Source organism: Ruegeria sp. S84 (assembly GCF_056583445.1).
Window position 1 is genome coordinate 3,559,798 of record NZ_CM152618.1, and the last position, 20,757, is coordinate 3,580,554.

Sequence of the window (20,757 nt, forward strand, 5' to 3'; positions counted from 1 at the left end):
GGTGAGATATCGCCCCTAACTTGGAGAGAACTGTGGATAGAGCCCAGAAAGAGAAAGTGGTCGAGGAACTCGGCCAAATCTTCGAAAGCTCTGGCGTCGTAGTGGTTTCGCACTACGCCGGTCTGACAGTTGCCGAGATGCAGGACCTTCGCGCACGTGCTCGTGACGCGGGTGGTGCCGTGCGTGTTGCCAAGAACAGGCTCGCCAAAATCGCCCTTGAGGGTAAGCCGTGTGAAAGCATGGCCGACCTGCTGACAGGGATGACCGTTCTGACCTATTCCGAGGATCCCGTGGCAGCAGCCAAGGTGGCCGAGGACTTCGCCAAGGATAACAAGAATTTTGAAATCCTCGGCGGTGCAATGGGCGAGAACGCTCTGGACCGCAAAGGCGTTGAAGCCGTTTCGAAAATGCCGTCTCGTGAAGAGCTTATTGCTTCGATCGTGGGCTGCATTGGCGCACCTGCTTCGAACATCGCCGGCGCGATTGGCGCACCTGCAAGCAACATCGCAAGCATCCTTTCCACCATCGAAGAGAAGGCGGAAGCTGCGTAAGCGGTTGGCACTGAATGATCTGCGTAGGGTAAATACCCTGACGTTGGAACACACACTGTAAACGGAAAGAGCTGATAAAATGGCTGATCTGAAAGCACTCGCAGAAAGCATCGTGGGTCTGACCCTGCTGGAAGCACAAGAACTGAAAACTATCCTCAAAGACGAATACGGCATCGAGCCTGCAGCTGGCGGCGCCGTAATGGTTGCAGCTGGTGGCGACGCCGGTGGCGCAGCTGAGGAAGAAAAAACCGAATTCGACGTCGTTCTGAAGAACGCCGGCGCTTCGAAAATCAACGTGATCAAAGAAGTTCGCGGCATCACCGGTCTGGGCCTGAAAGAAGCCAAAGAGCTGGTCGAAGCTGGCGGCAAGATCAAAGAAGGCGTGTCGAAAGACGAAGCCGAGGAAGTCAAAGGCAAGCTGGAAGCAGCTGGCGCCGAAGTCGAGCTGGCCTAAGCCAACCGACAGGTGCATCGCTGATGCGCCGCAAAATTTGGCTGGGTCCGGAGAAATCCGGGTCCAGCCGAACCTGTCTTAGAAAGGGCCTCATTGTCTGGGGCGTTTTCTAAGACACGGTTTTCGGATCGGGAGGCCACCTTCGGGACGGTGGTCACGAATTGATCCGGACGTGTCGTCTCGATTGTGCAAGATGCCGGGGCCCGACGGTGTCTTTGCCCGCTGAGAACATCGAAAGGTGACATCTGACATGGCTCAAACGTTCCTTGGCCAGAAACGTCTTCGTAAATATTACGGCAAAATCCGCGAAGTGCTGGAGATGCCGAACCTCATTGAGGTGCAGAAATCTTCTTATGATCTTTTCCTGCGCTCCGGCGATGCAGAACAGCCCACAGACGGCGAAGGCATCAAAGGTGTGTTCCAGTCGGTTTTCCCGATCAAGGATTTCAACGAAACCTCCGTTCTGGAGTTCGTGAAATACGATCTGGAAAAACCCAAATACGACGTCGAAGAGTGCATGCAGCGCGACATGACCTACAGCGCGCCGCTGAAGGTCACACTGCGCCTGATCGTGTTTGATGTCGATGAGGACACCGGCGCGAAATCGGTCAAAGACATCAAAGAACAGGACGTGTTCATGGGCGACATGCCCCTGATGACACCGAACGGCACCTTCATCGTGAACGGTACCGAGCGTGTGATCGTCAGCCAGATGCACCGTTCGCCCGGTGTGTTCTTTGATCACGACAAGGGCAAGACCCATTCCTCGGGCAAGCTGCTGTTTGCCTGCCGCATCATCCCGTATCGCGGCAGCTGGCTGGACTTCGAGTTCGACGCCAAGGACATCGTCTTCGCCCGTATCGACCGTCGCCGCAAACTGCCTGTGACCACCCTGCTGTACGCGCTGGGTCTGGATCAGGAAGCGATCATGGACGCGTATTACAACACCGTGTCCTACAAGCTGGACAAGAAGAAAGGCTGGGTCACGCCCTTCTTCCCCGAGCGTGTGCGCGGCACCCGTCCGACATATGATCTGATCGACGCGAAATCTGGTGAAGTGATTGCCGAAGCGGGCAAGAAAGTCACCCCGCGCGCGGTCAAGAAGCTGATCGACGAAGGTGCTGTTACCGACCTGCTGGTGCCCTTCGACAACATCGTCGGCAAGTATGTCGCCAAGGACATCATCAACGAAGAAAACGGCGCGATCTATGTCGAAGCCGGTGATGAGCTGACCCTGGAGTATGATAAAGACGGCGACCTGATCGGCGGCACCGTCAAGGACCTGATGGATGCGGGCATCACCGACATCCCGGTTCTGGACATCGACAACGTCAACGTTGGCCCCTACATGCGCAACACCATGGCTCAGGACAAGAACCTGAACCGTGAAAGCGCGCTGATGGACATCTACCGCGTCATGCGTCCGGGCGAGCCTCCCACCGTCGAGGCTGCGTCGGCTCTGTTCGACACCCTGTTCTTCGACAGCGAGCGCTATGACCTGTCCGCCGTTGGTCGTGTGAAGATGAACATGCGTCTGGCTCTGGACGCGCCGGACACCCTGCGCACGCTGCGCCGCGAAGACATCGTGGCCTGCATCAAGGCGCTGGTGGAACTGCGTGACGGCAAAGGCGACGTGGACGATATCGACCACCTCGGCAACCGTCGTGTGCGTTCAGTGGGCGAACTGATGGAAAATCAGTACCGCGTTGGCCTGCTGCGCATGGAGCGCGCTATCAAAGAGCGTATGTCGTCGGTCGAGATCGACACCGTCATGCCGCAGGACCTGATCAACGCGAAACCAGCTGCGGCTGCTGTTCGTGAATTCTTTGGCTCATCGCAGCTGTCGCAGTTCATGGACCAGACCAACCCGCTTTCGGAAGTCACCCACAAACGCCGTCTCTCGGCGCTTGGCCCGGGTGGTCTGACGCGTGAGCGTGCGGGCTTTGAGGTGCGCGACGTACACCCGACCCACTATGGTCGGATGTGCCCGATTGAAACGCCCGAAGGTCCGAACATTGGTCTGATCAACTCGCTGGCCACCTTTGCCCGCGTGAACAAGTATGGCTTCATCGAAACACCCTACCGCGTCGTCAAAGACGCCGAGGTGACCGATGAGGTACACTACATGTCCGCGACCGAAGAAATGCGTCACACCGTGGCGCAGGCGAACGCGACGCTGGATGCCGATGGCAAGTTCATCAACGATCTGGTTTCGACCCGTCAGGCCGGTGACTACACCCTCGCCCCGCGCGAGAATGTGGACCTGATCGACGTGTCGCCGAAACAGCTGGTCTCGGTTGCTGCATCGCTGATCCCGTTTCTTGAAAATGACGACGCTAACCGCGCTCTGATGGGCTCGAACATGCAACGTCAGGCGGTTCCGCTGCTGCGCGCCGAAGCGCCGCTGGTCGGTACCGGGATCGAGGAAAAGGTTGCGATCGACTCGGGCGCTGCGATTCAGGCGAAACGCGCCGGTATCATTGACCAGGTCGATGCCCAGCGTATCGTTATTCGCGCCACCGAGGATTTGGAACTGGGCGACGCTGGCGTTGACATCTATCGTCTGCGCAAATTCCAGCGGTCGAACCAGAACACCTGCATCAACCAGCGTCCGCTGATCAAGGTGGGTGACACCGTCCAAAAGGGCGAAGTCATTGCCGACGGTCCGTCGACCGATATGGGTGAACTGGCGCTTGGTAAGAACGTGGTCGTCGCGTTCATGCCGTGGAACGGTTACAACTACGAAGACTCGATCCTGATCTCGGAACGTATCGCGCGTGATGACGTCTTTACCTCGGTCCATATCGAGGAATTCGAAGTCGCCGCCCGTGACACCAAGCTGGGCCCGGAAGAGATCACCCGCGACATCCCGAACGTCGGTGAAGAAGCGCTGCGCAACCTCGACGAGGCGGGCATCGTTTACATCGGTGCGGATGTTGAGCCGGGCGATATTCTGGTTGGCAAGATCACTCCGAAGGGCGAAAGCCCGATGACCCCGGAAGAAAAGCTGCTGCGCGCCATCTTTGGTGAAAAAGCATCTGACGTGCGCGACACCTCGCTACGCGTGAAGCCGGGTGACTACGGAACGGTCGTTGAGGTCCGCGTCTTCAACCGTCACGGCGTCGAGAAAGACGAGCGTGCGCTGCAGATCGAGCGTGAGGAAGTCGAACGTCTGGCCCGTGACCGGGACGACGAGCTGGCGATTCTTGACCGCAACATCTACGCGCGTCTGCAAGGTCTGATCCTGGGTAAAACCGCTGTCAAAGGCCCGAAAGGCGTCAAGGCAGGTTCGGTGATCACCGAGGATCTGCTGGAAACCCTGACCCGTGGTCAGTGGTGGCAACTGGCGCTGGAAGGCGAGCAGGATGCACAGATCGTCGAGGCTCTGAACGAGCAGTACGAAGTACAAAAGCGTGCTCTGGACGCCCGTTTCGAAGACAAGGTCGAGAAAGTCCGCCGTGGCGACGACCTGCCGCCGGGTGTGATGAAGATGGTCAAAGTCTTCATCGCCGTGAAGCGTAAGCTTCAGCCGGGTGACAAGATGGCCGGTCGTCACGGGAACAAAGGTGTGATTTCCAAGGTTGTTCCGATGGAAGACATGCCGTTCCTGGCAGATGGTACGCCGGTTGACTTCTGTCTGAACCCGCTGGGTGTGCCTTCGCGTATGAACGTCGGTCAGATCCTTGAAACCCACATGGGCTGGGCTGCGCGTGGTCTGGGTCTGAACATCGACGACGCTCTGGGTGAATACCGCCGTTCCGGCGACCTGACCCCGGTTCGCGAAGCGATGAAACTGGCCTATGGCGAAGATGTCTATGAAGAAGGCATCGTTGGCATGGACGAGGATCACCTGATCGAGGCTGCGGGCAACGTGACCCGTGGTGTTCCGATCGCGACCCCGGTCTTTGACGGTGCCAAAGAGGCTGACGTCAACGACGCGCTGGTGCGTGCGGGCTTCTCGGAAAGCGGTCAGTCGGTTCTGTTCGACGGTCGTACGGGTGAGCAATTCGCTCGTCCGGTGACCGTGGGCATCAAGTACCTGCTGAAACTGCACCACCTTGTGGATGATAAAATCCACGCGCGTTCGACCGGGCCGTACAGCCTGGTTACCCAGCAGCCGCTGGGCGGTAAGGCGCAGTTCGGTGGTCAGCGCTTTGGTGAGATGGAAGTCTGGGCTCTGGAAGCTTACGGCGCTGCCTACACCCTGCAGGAGATGCTTACCGTGAAATCGGATGACGTCGCCGGCCGGACCAAGGTCTATGAGTCGATCGTCAAGGGCGAGGATAACTTTGAAGCGGGCGTACCGGAATCGTTCAACGTTCTGGTGAAAGAAGTCCGTGGCCTCGGCCTGAATATGGAACTCCTGGATGCGGAGGTGGATGAGTGAAGCTAGTATTCTCGATCTTTGCAGTTTTTGCTGCTTTTGTTGGTGGGTTCTTGCTGGCCCCCGGTAAAAAGATCGAGATTTTGCTCGAAAAAGTTGATGGCTTCGCTGCGACTGGGTTCATCGAAACCTTTGGTTACAGCGAAGTGCAACTTAAATCCGCCGCCGCCGATGCATGTGGTGCCCTTGCGCTAACGAAGTTTGAAACGACCGTGATCAGATTTCACAACTCCTGGCATGAGTTTGAATGCGCTGCACCGGGAAAGGAATTGAAATGAACCAGGAAATCACCAATAACCCGTTCAACCCGCTGACGCCGCCGAAAGTCTTTGACGAGATCAAAGTCTCCTTGGCGTCGCCCGAGCGGATTCTGTCTTGGTCCTATGGCGAGATCAAGAAACCCGAAACCATCAACTACCGGACGTTCAAGCCCGAACGTGACGGTCTGTTCTGCGCGCGTATCTTTGGCCCGATCAAAGATTACGAATGTCTGTGCGGCAAATATAAGCGGATGAAGTATCGCGGTGTTGTCTGCGAGAAATGCGGTGTGGAAGTCACCCTGCAGAAAGTCCGCCGCGAGCGTATGGGCCATATCGAACTGGCCGCGCCCGTCGCACATATCTGGTTCCTGAAATCGCTGCCGTCCCGCATCGGTCTGATGCTGGACATGACGCTGCGCGATCTGGAACGCGTTCTGTACTTTGAAAACTATGTCGTCATCGAGCCCGGTCTGACCGACCTGACCTACGGCCAGATGCTGACTGAAGAAGAGTACATGGACGCGCAGGATGCCTATGGCATGGACGCGTTCACCGCGAACATTGGTGCCGAAGCTATCCGTGAGATGCTGGCCCAGATCGATCTGGAAGCCGAAGCCGAGCAGCTGCGCGCTGATCTGGCTGAAGCGACCGGCGAGTTGAAGCCCAAGAAAATCATCAAGCGTCTGAAGGTTGTCGAATCCTTCCTCGAGTCGGGCAACCGGCCTGAGTGGATGGTGATGACCGTGATCCCGGTCATTCCGCCGGAACTGCGTCCGCTGGTTCCGCTGGATGGAGGCCGCTTTGCGACCTCGGATCTGAACGATCTGTATCGCCGCGTCATCAACCGGAACAACCGTCTGAAGCGTCTGATCGAACTGCGCGCGCCTGACATCATTGTCCGCAACGAAAAGCGGATGCTGCAGGAATCCGTTGACGCTCTGTTCGACAACGGCCGTCGTGGTCGCGTGATCACCGGCGCCAACAAGCGCCCGCTGAAATCGCTGTCGGACATGCTGAAAGGTAAGCAGGGTCGCTTCCGTCAGAACCTTCTGGGTAAGCGCGTCGACTTCTCGGGCCGTTCGGTCATCGTGACCGGTCCGGAACTCAAACTGCACCAGTGTGGTCTGCCAAAGAAGATGGCGCTGGAGCTGTTCAAGCCGTTCATCTACTCGCGCCTTGAAGCCAAGGGTCTGTCTTCGACTGTTAAGCAAGCGAAGAAACTGGTCGAGAAAGAACGTCCCGAAGTGTGGGATATCCTCGACGAGGTGATCCGCGAACATCCTGTCATGCTGAACCGTGCGCCAACGCTGCACCGTCTTGGTATTCAGGCGTTCGAGCCGGTCCTGATCGAAGGTAAAGCCATCCAGCTGCACCCGCTGGTCTGTTCGGCCTTTAACGCCGACTTCGACGGGGACCAGATGGCTGTTCACGTCCCGCTGAGCCTTGAGGCCCAGCTGGAAGCGCGCGTTCTGATGATGTCGACGAACAACGTTCTGTCGCCTGCAAACGGCGCGCCGATCATCGTTCCGTCGCAGGATATGATCCTGGGTCTGTACTATGTGACCCTCGAACGCGAAGGCATGCCGGGCGAAGGCAAGGTCTTCGGTTCGATCGAAGAAGTTCAGCACGCGCTGGACGCGGGTGAGGTGCATCTGCACTCGAAAATCACCGCGCGGATCACGCAGATCGACGACGAAGGCAACGAAGTTCAGAAGCGCTATGAAACCACTCCGGGCCGTCTGCGTCTGGGTGCATTGCTGCCGATGAACAACAAAGCCCCGTTCGAGCTGGTCAACCGCCTGCTGCGGAAGAAAGAAGTGCAGCAGGTGATCGACACCGTCTACCGTTACTGCGGTCAGAAAGAGTCGGTTATCTTCTGTGACCAGATCATGTCGATGGGCTTCAAAGAAGCGTTCAAGGCGGGCATCTCGTTCGGTAAGGACGACATGGTCATCCCGGATGACAAGTGGGGCATCGTTGATGACACCCGCGGTCAGGTGAAGGACTTCGAACAGCAGTACATGGACGGCCTGATCACTCAGGGCGAAAAGTACAACAAAGTTGTCGATGCCTGGTCGAAGTGTAACGACCGCGTCACCGAAGCGATGATGAGCACCATCTCGGACGTTGCCAAGGCCGAAGACGGGTCGGATCAGGAACCGAACTCGGTCTACATGATGGCCCACTCCGGTGCGCGTGGCTCGGTCACTCAGATGAAACAGCTGGGCGGTATGCGCGGCCTGATGGCCAAGCCGAACGGTGACATCATCGAGACGCCGATCATCTCGAACTTTAAAGAGGGTCTGACCGTTCTCGAGTACTTCAACTCGACCCACGGTGCCCGTAAGGGTCTGTCGGATACCGCTCTGAAGACGGCGAACTCGGGTTACCTGACCCGTCGTCTGGTGGACGTCGCACAGGACTGCATCGTTCGCGAGATCGACTGTGGTACTGAGCGTGCGATCACAGCCGAAGCCGCCGTGAATGACGGTGAGGTTGTTGCCTCGCTGGCCGAACGTGTGCTGGGTCGTGTGGCGGCTGACGATGTTCTGCGTCCGGGCACGGATGAGGTGATCGTGGCCGCTGGTCAGTTGATCGACGAACGCATGGCGGACACTATTGACGAAGCTGGTGTTGCGTCGATGCGCATCCGCTCGCCTCTGACCTGTGAGTCCGAGGAAGGCGTCTGCGCCACCTGCTACGGTCGTGACCTTGCACGCGGCACCATGGTGAACACAGGTGAGGCTGTCGGCATCATCGCCGCGCAGTCCATTGGTGAACCCGGTACGCAGCTGACGATGCGTACTTTCCACATCGGTGGTGTTGCGCAAGGTGGTCAGCAGTCGTTCCAGGAAGCCAGCCAGGAAGGCGTCGTTTCCTTCGAGAACCCGCAGATTCTGGTCAATGCCGCAGGCGAAAGCCTCGTTATGGGCCGGAACATGAAGCTGGTGATCAGCGACGAACACGGCGAAGAGCGTGCCAGCCACAAGCTGGGCTATGGCTCCAAGCTGTTCGTCAAGGACGGCACCAAGGTTGCTCGTGGCGACAAGCTGTTCGAATGGGATCCCTACACCCTGCCGATCATCGCCGAGAAAGCCGGCACTGCGAAATACGTTGACCTTGTTTCGGGCCTTGCTGTCCGGGATGAGACCGATGATGCAACCGGTATGACCCAGAAGATCGTGATCGACTGGCGCGCCGCCCCCAAAGGCAGCGACCTCAAGCCCGAGATCATTCTGGTCGGTGAAGATGGCGAGCCGGTCCGCAACGATGCGGGCAACCCGGTTCACTATCCGATGTCGGTGGATGCGATCCTGTCCGTCGAAGATGGTCAGACCATCGAAGCCGGTGACGTTGTTGCGCGTATCCCGCGTGAAGGCGCCAAGACCAAGGACATCACCGGTGGTCTGCCACGTGTGGCCGAACTGTTCGAAGCCCGTCGTCCGAAAGATCACGCGATCATCGCAGAAGCCGATGGTTACGTGCGCTTTGGCCGCGACTACAAGAACAAGCGCCGCATCAGCATCGAACCGGCTGACGAGTCCATGGAGACCATCGAATACATGGTACCCAAGGGCAAGCACATCCCGGTCGCCGAAGGGGACTTCATCCAGAAGGGTGAATACCTGATGGACGGTAACCCGGCTCCGCATGACATCCTGTCGATTATGGGTGTCGAAGCGTTGGCGGATTACATGATCGACGAGGTGCAGGACGTCTACCGCTTGCAGGGCGTTAAGATCAACGACAAGCACATCGAGGTCATCGTGCGCCAGATGCTGCAGAAGTGGGAGATCCTGGATTCAGGTGACACCACCCTGCTGAAAGGCGAACATGTCGACAAGCAAGAGTTCGACGCAGCCAACGAGAAGACTATCTCGCGTGGCGGTCGTCCGGCTCAGGGTGAGCCGATCCTTCTGGGGATCACCAAAGCTTCGCTGCAGACGCGTTCGTTCATCTCGGCGGCGTCGTTCCAGGAAACCACCCGCGTGCTGACCGAAGCCTCGGTTCAGGGCAAGAAAGACAAGCTGGTTGGCCTGAAAGAGAACGTAATCGTTGGTCGTCTGATCCCCGCCGGGACCGGTGGTGCCACTCAGGCCGTCCGCCACATCGCGCAATCGCGTGACAATGTGGTCATCGAAGCCCGCCGGGAAGAGGCCGAAGCGGCCGCTGCTCTGGCTGCTCCGACCTTCGACGACGACATGGTCGGTGATGAGCTGGACGTTCTGGTGGAAACACCGGAAAGCCGCGAATAGGCACCCTCAATAACTAAGAAAGGCCCCGCGATTTCGCGGGGCCTTTCTTGTTGTGAGCGCTCCGAGGCGAACTCTCACAAAGATAGTTACTAATGTGATCCGGTTTGTGGCATGCTTTCGTCAACAGAGGAGGGGGCCACAATGACAACTCGTCAAACGCATGGGCGAAAGCGACTGTATGACAGTATTTTGGACACCGTCGGAGACACGCCAAGCATACGAATAAACAGGATCGCGCCCTCAAACGTGACGGTTTACGTAAAATTCGAAGCGTTTAACCCGGCCAGTTCTGTCAAAGATCGCCTTGCCCTCAACATCATCGAAGCGGCAGAACGCGACGGTAGCTTAAAACCCGGTCAGACAGTAGTTGAGGCGACCTCGGGGAATACCGGTATCGGGCTGGCGATGGTCTGTGCGGCCAAAGGCTATCCCTTGGTTGTGACGATGGCCGACAGTTTCTCGGTCGAGCGGCGCAAGCTGATGCGGTTTTTGGGGGCAAAAGTTGTCCTGACACCCCGCGCACAAAAGGGGTTCGGCATGTATACAAAAGCTAAGGAACTGGCCGAGCAGAACGGTTGGTTCCTGGCCAGCCAGTTTGAAACCGCAGCCAATGCCGATATTCACGAAAATACCACCGCGAACGAAATCTTGGGTGACTTTGATGGGCAGATTCTCGACTATTGGGTTACGGGCTATGGCACTGGCGGGACGGTCTCGGGCGTGGCCCGGGTGCTGAGGAAAGCGCGCCCTGAGACCAAGATCATCCTGACCGAGCCTGCCAATGCAGCCATTGTGTCGTCGGGGTATGTAAACACCCGCAACGAAATACACCAGCCGACCGAGAGCCACCCGAACTTCGAACCGCATCCGATACAGGGTTGGACGCCTGATTTCATTCCGTGGGTTCTGCAGGAGGCCATTGATAACTCTTACTATGATGAGTTGATTCCCGTTCCCGGTAGCGACGGTATTGCATGGTCGCGCCGTTTGGCCGCGGAAGAGGGGATTTTTACCGGTATTTCTGGTGGCTCGACCTTTGCGGTCGCGATGAAACTGGCCGAGACTGCTCCGGAAGGTTCCGTCATGTTGGTAATGCTGCCAGATACGGGCGAGCGTTACCTTTCGACACCATTGTTTGATGGCGTAGAAGAGGAGATGACGGATGATGAGATCGAGATCTCGAAATCTACGCCTTCCGCCCAGATGACAGATTGAAACGACTGAAAAGTCGACAGTTTGTGTAGCTCGTCGGAACTATTACTGTAGGATTGTCAGGCGCAAATTGAATTCGTGATCAATTGAACAGTGAATACGACAATATATTGAAGACCGGGTGTTGATTAAATGAGTCCTAACGTTAAAGGCGCGCTGCTGATGACGGGCAGTATGGCGGCCTTTACCGTCAATGATGCGTTGGTGAAAGTGGTGGGGCAAGATCTGCCTCTGTTCCAACTTGTGGCCATGCGCGGAGTTTTGGCGACAGTTCTTGTGTTGATAATGGCCCGTTATCTTGGGGCGCTCCACCTGAATTTTCCCCTCCATGACAAATGGCTTATCGCATTACGTTGCCTGGCAGAGTTGGCGGCGACCATCTTCTTTTTGACGGCTCTGATGCACATGCCGCTTGCCAACGTTACGGCAGTTCTACAGGCGTTGCCGCTGACCGTGACTTTGGGTGCTGCCTTATTCTTCGGTGAAGTAATTGGATGGAGACGTATTGCTGCAATTGCGCTTGGGTTCGTCGGTATGTTGTTGATCGTTCGGCCCGGTCCTGAAGGGTTCAGCATCTATGCGATTTACGCATTGATTGCGGTTGCTTCCGTTACAGTTCGCGATTTGATCACCCGCCGAATGTCAGCTGAAGTACCTTCTGTGGTGGTAACACTGGCGACATCCCTCACTATCACATTGGCAGCGATCATCGTCTCCACGTTTGAAGGATGGGTGCCGGTCTCGACCGCATCTGGAGCGATGATCGCCAGCGCTGCGGTCTTTGTTCTGATAGGCTATCTGTTCAGTGTCATGGTGATGCGCGTGGGCGAGGTCGGTTTTGTTGCGCCATTTCGCTATTCCAGCCTGCTTTGGGCACTGGGACTGGGGTGGGCTGTGTTTGGTGACTGGCCGGACGCGATCACAATGCTGGGTGGTGCATTGGTAGTTGGGGCAGGGATGTTCACTCTGTTTCGCGAACGGTCGCGTCAGGCGGAGAAGTGAGGCAAACGTACGAAACCGGGGTTTAGCGCGAAACGCGTGGCAAAATCGGTCTCGATTTCGGGCGTGATCGGCGCAAGCTGCGCCTTCTGCTTTTCAGCGCGCGGCGAGTCGTTGGAGTTGTTCAATGTCCTGATCCACATCGGGCGATCAGGATAACTGACCACTGGCATGAAACGCCCGATCCGGTTGTGGGTAAAACTTATGATCGTGTGGTCGCACCCGCCCGCGATAAGCATGCCCAAGCCCACCCCAAGCAGAGATTTGTAGACTTGTGCCGCCCGAACCCCATTCGGCCCAAAGCTGGCCTGGTATCCGTTGTTGAAATCGAGGCCTATGGCCTGATTTTTTCCAATCAGCCCGGCAACATCATCGGCGGACTCGCGCAGTCTTTCGATGAAATCAATCGAAATGCTGTCGTCGTCATCATGGCGAAATTGAAGACAGGGCCGGTCCGGGTTTGAACGCGCTTCCTGAAGGATTCGTTTCATGACCTGCCGGTGTTTATGGCTTGGTTCGACGGGTCTTTGGACAATTCGTACCTGCTTGATGTCAGCGGTGAGGTCCTTAAGCCGGTCGAGCGCCTTTCGCGGCAGACAGTCCCCAACAACGACCAGAAGCTGATAGTCCCCATCTGTCTGCGCGCGAAAGCTGGGCAACGTCACAGATTCGAACAGGCGGAACCGCTCTTCCAGACGAGCAGGGTTGTAGAGATGGGCGCGCCGATCTGCGACCGTGTCATGTTCGATCTGGAAATCGCCCAGAGCAGGGAATGAAAATCGGCACAGGCCAAAGACTTGCATGGGGCATCCAATGGTTTGCGGGGCATGCTCACTATGCATCCGGTGCCGGAGTGCTGCAATGCGTCGGCGCAGTGGGAATCTCCATTAGTTCCTGATAGACGGCCGGAGCTCTTATGTACAACACGCCTTTCCTGCTGGGCTGTTGACACTCGGGCCGACTCCCCTTAATACGCGCGACATCTCGGTACCGGGGGCCGCCCCATAACCGATTTCAGTAATGAACTGGTCAAGGCCCGAACACTTTTATCGTTCGCGCCCTCTGATAACAAACCGCGACGTTCACCTCGGAATGGGAACGCTCGCGGGTTTTGCGCTTGTGGACGCATGAGTGCAGCGAATTTAACCGCACGCAACGCGCGTGCATGTCATGTGTGTTGCAAAACGGGGAAGAAACCGGAATGCCAACTATTCAACAGCTGATCCGCAAACCGCGGCAGCCCAAAGTAAAACGCTCGAAGTCCATGCACTTGGAACAGTGCCCGCAGAAACGCGGCGTCTGCACCCGCGTGTACACCACCACACCTAAGAAGCCGAACTCAGCTATGCGTAAGGTTGCCAAGGTGCGCTTGACCAACGGGTTCGAGGTCATCTCGTACATCCCGGGTGAAAGCCACAACCTGCAGGAACACTCGGTTGTTCTGATCCGTGGCGGTCGTGTAAAAGACCTTCCCGGTGTGCGTTACCACATCCTGCGCGGTGTTCTGGATACTCAGGGCGTCAAAGATCGTAAGCAACGTCGTTCGAAATACGGCGCGAAGCGTCCCAAGTAAGAAGGAGAGGCTGATATGTCACGTCGTCACGCCGCCGAAAAACGCGAAGTCCTGCCTGACGCCAAATTTGGCGACAAGGTACTGACCAAATTCATGAACAACCTGATGATCGACGGCAAGAAGTCGGTCGCAGAGCGCATCGTTTACAACGCGTTTGACCGCGTTGAGAACAAGGTAAAGCGCGCTCCTGTCGAAGTGTTCCACGAAGCGCTCGACAACATCAAACCGTCGGTCGAGGTTCGCTCGCGCCGCGTTGGTGGTGCAACCTATCAGGTTCCGGTCGAAGTGCGCCCTGAGCGCCGCGAAGCACTGGCCATCCGCTGGCTGATCACTGCTGCGCGCGGCCGCAACGAAAACACCATGGAAGAGCGCCTTGCAGGCGAGCTGCTGGACGCCGTTCAGTCCCGCGGTACTGCCGTCAAGAAACGCGAAGACACCCACAAGATGGCCGAGGCGAACAAAGCCTTCAGCCATTATCGTTGGTAATCCGAGAGGCTTAGACCAATGGCACGCGAATATCCGCTCGAACTGTACCGTAACTTCGGTATCATGGCGCACATCGACGCAGGTAAGACCACCTGCTCGGAGCGTATCCTGTATTACACTGGTAAATCCCACAACATCGGTGAGGTGCACGATGGTGCAGCCACCATGGACTGGATGGAGCAGGAGCAGGAACGCGGCATCACCATCACTTCGGCTGCGACCACCACTTTCTGGGAACGCACCGAGGACGGTCAGACCGCAGAAACTCCTAAGCACCGCCTGAACATCATCGACACCCCCGGCCACGTTGACTTCACCATCGAAGTTGAGCGTTCGCTGGCGGTTCTCGACGGTGCTGTCTGCGTTCTGGACGCAAACGCCGGTGTTGAGCCCCAGACCGAAACCGTGTGGCGTCAGGCTGACCGCTACAAGGTTCCGCGTATGGTTTTCGTCAACAAAATGGACAAGATCGGCGCTGACTTCTTCAACTGCGTCAACATGATCGAAGACCGCACCGGCGCACGCGCTGTTCCGGTTGGTATTCCGATCGGTGCCGAGTCCGAGCTGGAAGGCCTGATCGACCTGGTCACCATGGAAGAGTGGCTGTGGCAGGGCGAAGATCTGGGCGCAAGCTGGATCAAAGCTCCTATCCGCGACAGCCTGAAAGACATGGCTGACGAATGGCGCGGCAAGATGATCGAAGCGGCCGTCGAAATGGACGACGACGCGATGATGGAATACCTGGAAGGCAATGAGCCCGACGTTCCGACCCTGCGCGCCCTGCTGCGCAAAGGTACTCTGGAAATCGCGTTCGTTCCGGTTCTGGGTGGTTCGGCGTTCAAGAACAAAGGCGTTCAGCCGCTCCTCAACGCTGTGATCGACTATCTGCCCAGCCCGCTGGACGTTGTTGATTACATGGGCTTCAAACCCGGCGACGAGGAAGAAGTTCGTGACATCGCCCGTCGTGCAGACGACGACATGGCCTTCTCGGGTCTGGCGTTCAAAATCATGAACGACCCCTTCGTTGGCTCGCTGACCTTCACCCGGATTTACTCGGGCACCATGAACAAGGGCGACTCGATCCTGAACTCGACCAAAGGTAAGAAAGAGCGCATCGGTCGTATGATGATGATGCACTCGAACAACCGGGAAGAGATCGAAGAAGCGTTTGCAGGCGACATCATCGCGCTGGCAGGTCTGAAAGACACCACCACCGGTGATACTCTGTGTGATGCGAAAGATCCGGTGGTTCTGGAAACCATGACCTTCCCCGATCCGGTTATCGAGATCGCGGTTGAGCCCAAAACCAAGGGCGACCAAGAGAAGATGTCTCAGGGTCTGGCCCGTCTGGCCGCCGAAGACCCGTCCTTCCGTGTGGAAACTGATCTGGAATCCGGTCAGACCATCATGAAGGGCATGGGCGAACTTCACCTGGACATCCTGGTTGACCGTCTGAAGCGCGAGTTCAAGGTTGAAGCGAACATCGGTGCACCTCAGGTGGCCTATCGTGAAACCATCTCGATGCCGGTCGAGCACACCTACACCCACAAGAAACAGTCGGGTGGTTCGGGTCAGTTCGCGGAAGTCAAGCTGGAGATCCAGCCGACCGAGGCAGGCGAAGGCTATTCGTTCGAAAGCCGCATCGTTGGTGGTGCCGTTCCGAAGGAATACATCCCCGGTGTTGAAAAAGGTATCAACTCGGTCATGGACAGCGGCCCGCTGGCTGGCTTCCCCGTGATCGACTTCAAGGTTGCCCTGCTGGACGGTAAGTTCCACGACGTTGACTCGAGCGTTCTGGCGTTCGAGATCGCATCGCGGATGTGTATGCGTGAAGGCATGCGCAAAGCTGGCGCGAAACTGCTGGAACCGATCATGAAGGTCGAAGTGATCACCCCGGAAGAATATACCGGCGGTATCATCGGTGATCTGACCTCGCGTCGGGGCCAGGTATCTGGTCAGGAACCGCGCGGAAACGCAATCGCGATCGACGCGTTTGTTCCGCTGGCCAACATGTTCGGCTACATCAACACTCTGCGTTCGATGTCGTCGGGCCGTGCCCAGTTCACCATGCAGTTCGATCACTACGATCCGGTTCCGCAGAACATCTCGGACGAGATTCAGGCGAAATACGCATAAGCGAAGATTTGAGGGAGCGCGGCTAACGCGCTCCCTTCATTACCGAAAAAGGAGGCCATCATGGCAAAGGAAAAGTTTGAGCGTAATAAGCCGCACGTCAACATCGGCACGATTGGCCACGTTGACCACGGCAAGACCACGCTGACCGCAGCAATCACCAAGTATTTCGGTGACTTCAAAGCGTATGACCAGATTGACGGCGCGCCTGAAGAAAAAGCACGTGGCATCACCATCTCGACCGCCCACGTGGAGTACGAGACCGACAACCGCCACTATGCGCATGTCGACTGCCCCGGCCACGCCGACTATGTCAAGAACATGATCACCGGTGCCGCTCAGATGGACGGCGCGATCCTGGTTGTGAACGCAGCTGACGGCCCGATGCCGCAGACCCGCGAGCACATCCTGCTGGGCCGCCAGGTTGGCATCCCGAAGATGGTCGTGTTCATGAACAAAGTTGACCAGGTTGACGACGAAGAGCTGCTGGAACTGGTTGAGATGGAAGTTCGCGAACTGCTGTCCAGCTACGAATACCCCGGCGACGATATTCCGATCATCGCAGGTTCGGCTCTGGCCGCGATGGAAGGCAACAACCCGGAAATCGGCGAAGAGAAGATCAAGGAACTGATGGCGGCTGTTGATGACTACATCGACACCCCTGAGCGTGAAGTTGACAAGCCGTTCCTGATGCCGGTCGAAGACGTGTTCTCGATCTCGGGTCGTGGTACGGTTGTTACGGGGCGCGTTGAGCGTGGCGTGATCAATGTTGGCGACGAGATCGAAATCGTCGGCATCCGTGACACTCAGAAAACCACCTGTACTGGTGTTGAAATGTTCCGCAAGCTGCTGGATCGCGGTGAAGCGGGCGACAACATCGGCGCCCTGCTGCGCGGTATCGACCGTGACGGCGTTGAGCGTGGCCAGGTTCTGTGTAAGCCGGGTTCGGTTACACCGCACACCAAGTTCGAAGCCGAAGCCTACATCCTGACCAAGGAAGAAGGCGGTCGTCACACCCCGTTCTTCGCGAACTACCGTCCGCAGTTCTACTTCCGTACAACTGACGTGACCGGCACCGTGACCCTGGCGGCTGGCACCGAGATGGTTATGCCCGGCGACAACGTCGGCTTCACCGTCGAGCTGATCGCCCCGATCGCGATGGAAGACGGCCTGCGCTTTGCGATCCGCGAAGGCGGCCGCACCGTCGGCGCCGGCGTCGTCTCGAAAATCATCGAGTAATTCGCGTAAGCGAATATACAAAGAAAGGGCGTCCCTCGGGGCGCCCTTTTTCGTTTTTGCCTAAGCCAACAGTAATGCTAACTTCTTTCGTATTGAGACATTGCAATTAGAAAGAGGTCATAAGATGCACTTTTGGGCGCGTTCAGTTTGTCTTGTCGCAGCGGTTGCTTTCTCATCTACCTCTGCGTCCTCACAACAGATTGCGGATCGGATCTATTTGGGCGGACCAATTGTAACGATGAACGATACGGCTCCGTCCGCCGAAGCTGTCGCAGTCAAAGACGGGCGCATTCTTGCGGTCGGGTCGCTATCTGACTTGTCGGTGCATCAGGGTGAGGAAACCGAAACCTATGATCTGGAAGGGCGCGCGATGCTTCCGGGTTTCGTTGATAGCCACGGACATGTCGTCATGGGCGGCCTGCAAGCCCTGTCCGCTAACCTTCTTGCGCCACCGGACGGGGATGTCATTGATATCGCCAGTCTGCAATCCACACTGACTGACTGGGCCGAGGAGAATGCGCAAGCCGTTGAGCAGGTCAAAATGATCATCGGCTTTGGTTACGACAATGCTCAGTTAAAGGAACTCCGTCACCCAACACGACAAGAGTTGGACATTGTGTCTGAGGACTTGCCGGTCGTCATTATTCATCAGTCTGGGCATATAGGTGTCGCAAACTCGAAAGCTTTGGAATTGGCTGGTATAACGGCGGCTTCCGAAGCACCTCCGGGCGGGGTGATCCAACGCGATGAGGCCGGAGAGCCAAACGGTGTTCTGGAGGAGTACGCGTTCTTTTCGGTTCTCGTGCCGATGCTGGGGAATTTGGGTGAGGAAGGTCTGGCAGCATTTGCCCGAGCTGGGACCGAACTCTGGGCAAAGTTTGGATATACGACCGGACAAGAAGGTCGATCTTCAGGTGAAATCGTCGAAGTTCTTAAGAAAGTTGCCGCAGAAGAAGGGCTTCCTATCGACGTTGTAGCGTTTCCGGATGTTCTCGAGTCGAGGGAGTATATCGGAGCAAACACCTCGGCGGATTATGACAACCGGGTTCGGATAGGGGGCTGCAAGCTGACAATTGACGGTTCGCCGCAGGGCTTCACGGCTTTGCGGGATCGACCCTACTATGATCCGGTTGGAAACTATGCCGCGGGGTACGCAGGTTATGCCGCCATAACCATGGAACAACTCCAGGACGCTGTGAACTGGTGTTACGAGAATGATTTCCAGATCCTTGTGCATTCCAACGGCGAAGGAGCATCTGACATGCTGATTGCTGCGCTCGAAGAGGCGCAGATCAAGTATGGCGACCCTGGCAACCGGCCCGTTCTGGTGCACGGTCAGTTTCTAAGAGAGGATCAGGTTGCCAGTTTTAAGCGCCTTGGTGTGTTTCCGTCGTTATTCCCGATGCATACGTTTTATTGGGGCGATTGGCACCGAGATCATACTGTTGGGCCGGTCAATGCAGACAATATCTCTCCTACAGGATGGCTACGCGAACGTGACATGATGTTCGGCACGCATCACGATGCGCCGGTGGCCTTTCCAGATAGCATGCGTGTTCTTGCGGCTACGGTCACGCGTCGCACGCGGTCAGGTGACATTCTGGGGCCGTATCAGAGGGTCGATGTCATGACGGCATTGAAGGCAATGACGATCTGGCCTGCATGGCAGCATTTTGAGGAAGATGAGAAGGGCTCGATTGAGGTCGGCAAAGTGGCGGATTTTGTGATCCTGTCGGATGATCCCACGGCAGTCGATCCGGAGACTCTGGCTGAACTTGAGGTGCTGGTGACTGTCAAAGGGGATGAGGTTGTCTATGAAGCTGAGGAGGGCGTCAGAGAGGGCAATTTGCAATTCTCGCCATTTTCAAATGACCCTGTGATTGCTCATCTTTTCCTGCACGCGGTTTATCAAGGCATGAAGGTAGAAGATCCTTGGTTAGTGAGGAATTAGGTTAAGTTTTGATTGAAACAGACCGAAAATGGAGCCGAGGTGGACATGCGTATCGTTCGGCGTTGAGCTAATGGCACCGATCGCGATGGAAAACGGTCTGCGCTTCGCGATCCGCGAAGGCGGCGGCACCGTCGGCGCCGGTGTAGTATCGAAAATCATCGAGAAAGGCGCGCTTGTCGCACCTGGTTGCGGCAGGCGATTTTCCATGGAAAAATCTGCCGAGAGCAACTCAGTGAGGAAATCAAGAAGGCCGTCCCTCGGGGCGGCCTTTTTCTTGTAATCAGCTTCTGAAGTTGAAATAGATTTTTGTATGGCGAGTAGAGATCAGCTTTATGCAAAGTTCGGAATTACTGCGGAAGCGGCACAGCTATTCGAGACTGCGCTCGGAACTGTTGTGTTGGCGAGCAAGGGACATAACAACAATTGGTACAGCGAACAGGACCCAAATGCGGCCGCAAGGGCTCTAGAAGTTATTGAATGCAGCACGTTGGGCAGAGTCCTGGAAATGCTAAAACAAGAATTGCGGTTTGAAGACGATCTAATCATCAAACAGTTCAAACGAGGCTTGGTCGCAAGAAACAAACTTTTTCACGGGTTTTTTGAGCGTCATAACTTTAAGATTCAGTCCGAAGTGGGGCGGGATGATATGGTCGCTGACTTAGAAGAGTTGCATGAAGAGCTTTTTCAGTGCTGGAGGGTGGCTGATAGTCTCGCGAGTGCGCTTGCGGAAGAACTCATCACTGAAGAGCAGATTAAGAAGCACACTTCAGGTGAAAGTCCAATCAAATAGGCCTTGCCAAATCCCACCAACCCCACTAATACGCGCGAGTTCTCATCAAGAACATCAAGGCGGGATGATTCCCGCCTTTTGGGTTCGAAGAGGGTTGGCGATGCGCGTCTGTCCTCCTCTCAACCTCAACGCCTGATAAAAGGCTGTATCTATGCAAAGCCAAAACATCCGTATTCGGCTGAAGGCATTTGACTATCGCGTTCTGGATGCCAGCACGCAAGAGATCGTCAACACTGCCAAGCGGACCGGCGCGAACGTGCGCGGCCCGATCCCGCTGCCGAACAAGATTGAGAAGTTCACGGTTCTCCGTGGCCCTCACGTTGACAAGAAATCCCGCGACCAGTTCGAGATCCGCACGCACAAGCGTCTCTTGGACATCGTTGATCCGACCCCCCAGACCGTTGACGCGCTGATGAAGCTCGACCTCGCTGCTGGTGTGGACGTCGAGATCAAGCTGCAGTCGTAAGAT

15 protein-coding genes and 1 pseudogene are annotated in these 20,757 nt (G+C 56.6%); 15 read left to right on the plus strand and 1 reads right to left on the minus strand.

Translation table 11 applies throughout. The features are described 5' to 3' along the window. Window positions 1–32 precede the first annotated feature (32 nt). From rplJ to AC1DFB_RS17860, 7 genes are all read left to right on the plus strand, one after another. Complete coding sequence (rplJ, locus tag AC1DFB_RS17830; RefSeq protein ID WP_170406495.1) at window positions 33–551, plus strand: 50S ribosomal protein L10; 519 nt, start codon at window positions 33–35, stop codon at window positions 549–551. A gap of 79 nt (window positions 552–630) precedes the next feature. Next, on the plus strand, window positions 631–1,005 hold the full coding sequence (rplL, locus tag AC1DFB_RS17835) for a 50S ribosomal protein L7/L12 (RefSeq protein WP_010441182.1): 375 nt from the start codon (window positions 631–633) through the stop codon (window positions 1,003–1,005). A gap of 250 nt (window positions 1,006–1,255) precedes the next feature. Continuing rightward, window positions 1,256–5,392, plus strand: a complete 4,137-nt coding sequence (rpoB, locus tag AC1DFB_RS17840; RefSeq protein WP_480921787.1) for a DNA-directed RNA polymerase subunit beta — start codon at window positions 1,256–1,258, stop codon at window positions 5,390–5,392. Next, the gene (locus tag AC1DFB_RS17845; protein WP_480921788.1) at window positions 5,389–5,667 is read left to right on the plus strand and encodes a hypothetical protein; all 279 of its coding nucleotides are present in this window, start codon (window positions 5,389–5,391) and stop codon (window positions 5,665–5,667) included. The genes rpoB and AC1DFB_RS17845 overlap by 4 nt, the downstream gene beginning before the upstream one ends. Then, window positions 5,664–9,905: a DNA-directed RNA polymerase subunit beta' gene (rpoC, locus tag AC1DFB_RS17850; protein WP_170406489.1), complete on the plus strand. Its 4,242-nt coding sequence runs from the start codon at window positions 5,664–5,666 to the stop codon at window positions 9,903–9,905. Before AC1DFB_RS17845 ends, rpoC begins: the two co-directional genes overlap by 4 nt. A gap of 141 nt (window positions 9,906–10,046) precedes the next feature. Further along, a complete protein-coding gene (locus AC1DFB_RS17855; RefSeq protein ID WP_480921789.1) occupies window positions 10,047–11,120 on the plus strand; it encodes a PLP-dependent cysteine synthase family protein in 1,074 nt (357 codons plus the stop codon). A 129-nt stretch (window positions 11,121–11,249) separates the two neighbouring features. Further along, window positions 11,250–12,119 (plus strand): DMT family transporter, encoded by an 870-nt coding sequence (locus AC1DFB_RS17860; protein WP_480921790.1) that lies wholly within the window; start codon window positions 11,250–11,252, stop codon window positions 12,117–12,119. Here AC1DFB_RS17860 and AC1DFB_RS17865 read toward each other — a convergent pair. Next, the gene (locus tag AC1DFB_RS17865; protein WP_170398559.1) at window positions 12,104–12,919 is read right to left on the minus strand and encodes a glycosyltransferase; all 816 of its coding nucleotides are present in this window, start codon (window positions 12,917–12,919) and stop codon (window positions 12,104–12,106) included. The genes AC1DFB_RS17860 and AC1DFB_RS17865 overlap by 16 nt on opposite strands. Window positions 12,920–13,317: 398 nt before the next feature. Between AC1DFB_RS17865 and rpsL the strand changes: the two genes are divergently transcribed. The 8 genes and pseudogenes from rpsL (at window position 13,318) to rpsJ (ending at window position 20,754) form a co-directional block, all read left to right on the plus strand. Further along, window positions 13,318–13,689 (plus strand): 30S ribosomal protein S12, encoded by a 372-nt coding sequence (gene rpsL / locus AC1DFB_RS17870; protein WP_005621086.1) that lies wholly within the window; start codon window positions 13,318–13,320, stop codon window positions 13,687–13,689. A 15-nt stretch (window positions 13,690–13,704) separates the two neighbouring features. After that, entirely contained in the window at window positions 13,705–14,175 is a 471-nt protein-coding gene (gene rpsG / locus AC1DFB_RS17875; RefSeq protein ID WP_010441203.1) for a 30S ribosomal protein S7, read from the plus strand. An 18-nt stretch (window positions 14,176–14,193) separates the two neighbouring features. After that, window positions 14,194–16,311: an elongation factor G gene (gene fusA, locus AC1DFB_RS17880; protein WP_170328783.1), complete on the plus strand. Its 2,118-nt coding sequence runs from the start codon at window positions 14,194–14,196 to the stop codon at window positions 16,309–16,311. 60 nt (window positions 16,312–16,371) lie between these two features. Next, a complete protein-coding gene (gene tuf, locus AC1DFB_RS17885) occupies window positions 16,372–17,547 on the plus strand; it encodes an elongation factor Tu (RefSeq protein WP_010441214.1) in 1,176 nt (391 codons plus the stop codon). 238 nt (window positions 17,548–17,785) lie between these two features. Then, entirely contained in the window at window positions 17,786–19,498 is a 1,713-nt protein-coding gene (locus AC1DFB_RS17890) for an amidohydrolase (RefSeq protein ID WP_480886685.1), read from the plus strand. 49 nt (window positions 19,499–19,547) lie between these two features. Next, window positions 19,548–19,661: pseudogene (locus AC1DFB_RS17895) on the plus strand (EF-Tu C-terminal domain-related protein); the annotation flags it as partial. A 147-nt stretch (window positions 19,662–19,808) separates the two neighbouring features. Beyond that, the gene (locus tag AC1DFB_RS17900; protein ID WP_170402823.1) at window positions 19,809–20,288 is read left to right on the plus strand and encodes a hypothetical protein; all 480 of its coding nucleotides are present in this window, start codon (window positions 19,809–19,811) and stop codon (window positions 20,286–20,288) included. A 151-nt stretch (window positions 20,289–20,439) separates the two neighbouring features. Beyond that, window positions 20,440–20,754: a 30S ribosomal protein S10 gene (gene rpsJ, locus AC1DFB_RS17905; RefSeq protein ID WP_008756422.1), complete on the plus strand. Its 315-nt coding sequence runs from the start codon at window positions 20,440–20,442 to the stop codon at window positions 20,752–20,754. The last annotated feature ends 3 nt before the right edge of the window (window positions 20,755–20,757 follow it).

Coding starts and splice junctions, on each gene's coding strand:
- rplL (WP_010441182.1), top strand. CDS start 631: ATGGCTGATCTGAAAGCACTCGCAGAAAGCATCGTGGGTCTGACCCTG.
- rpoB (WP_480921787.1), top strand. CDS start 1,256: ATGGCTCAAACGTTCCTTGGCCAGAAACGTCTTCGTAAATATTACGGC.
- rpoC (WP_170406489.1), top strand. CDS start 5,664: ATGAACCAGGAAATCACCAATAACCCGTTCAACCCGCTGACGCCGCCG.
- AC1DFB_RS17855 (WP_480921789.1), top strand. CDS start 10,047: ATGACAACTCGTCAAACGCATGGGCGAAAGCGACTGTATGACAGTATT.
- AC1DFB_RS17860 (WP_480921790.1), top strand. CDS start 11,250: ATGAGTCCTAACGTTAAAGGCGCGCTGCTGATGACGGGCAGTATGGCG.
- AC1DFB_RS17865 (WP_170398559.1), bottom strand. CDS start 12,919: ATGCAAGTCTTTGGCCTGTGCCGATTTTCATTCCCTGCTCTGGGCGAT.
- rpsL (WP_005621086.1), top strand. CDS start 13,318: ATGCCAACTATTCAACAGCTGATCCGCAAACCGCGGCAGCCCAAAGTA.
- rpsG (WP_010441203.1), top strand. CDS start 13,705: ATGTCACGTCGTCACGCCGCCGAAAAACGCGAAGTCCTGCCTGACGCC.
- fusA (WP_170328783.1), top strand. CDS start 14,194: ATGGCACGCGAATATCCGCTCGAACTGTACCGTAACTTCGGTATCATG.
- tuf (WP_010441214.1), top strand. CDS start 16,372: ATGGCAAAGGAAAAGTTTGAGCGTAATAAGCCGCACGTCAACATCGGC.
- AC1DFB_RS17890 (WP_480886685.1), top strand. CDS start 17,786: ATGAACGATACGGCTCCGTCCGCCGAAGCTGTCGCAGTCAAAGACGGG.
- AC1DFB_RS17900 (WP_170402823.1), top strand. CDS start 19,809: ATGGCGAGTAGAGATCAGCTTTATGCAAAGTTCGGAATTACTGCGGAA.
- rpsJ (WP_008756422.1), top strand. CDS start 20,440: ATGCAAAGCCAAAACATCCGTATTCGGCTGAAGGCATTTGACTATCGC.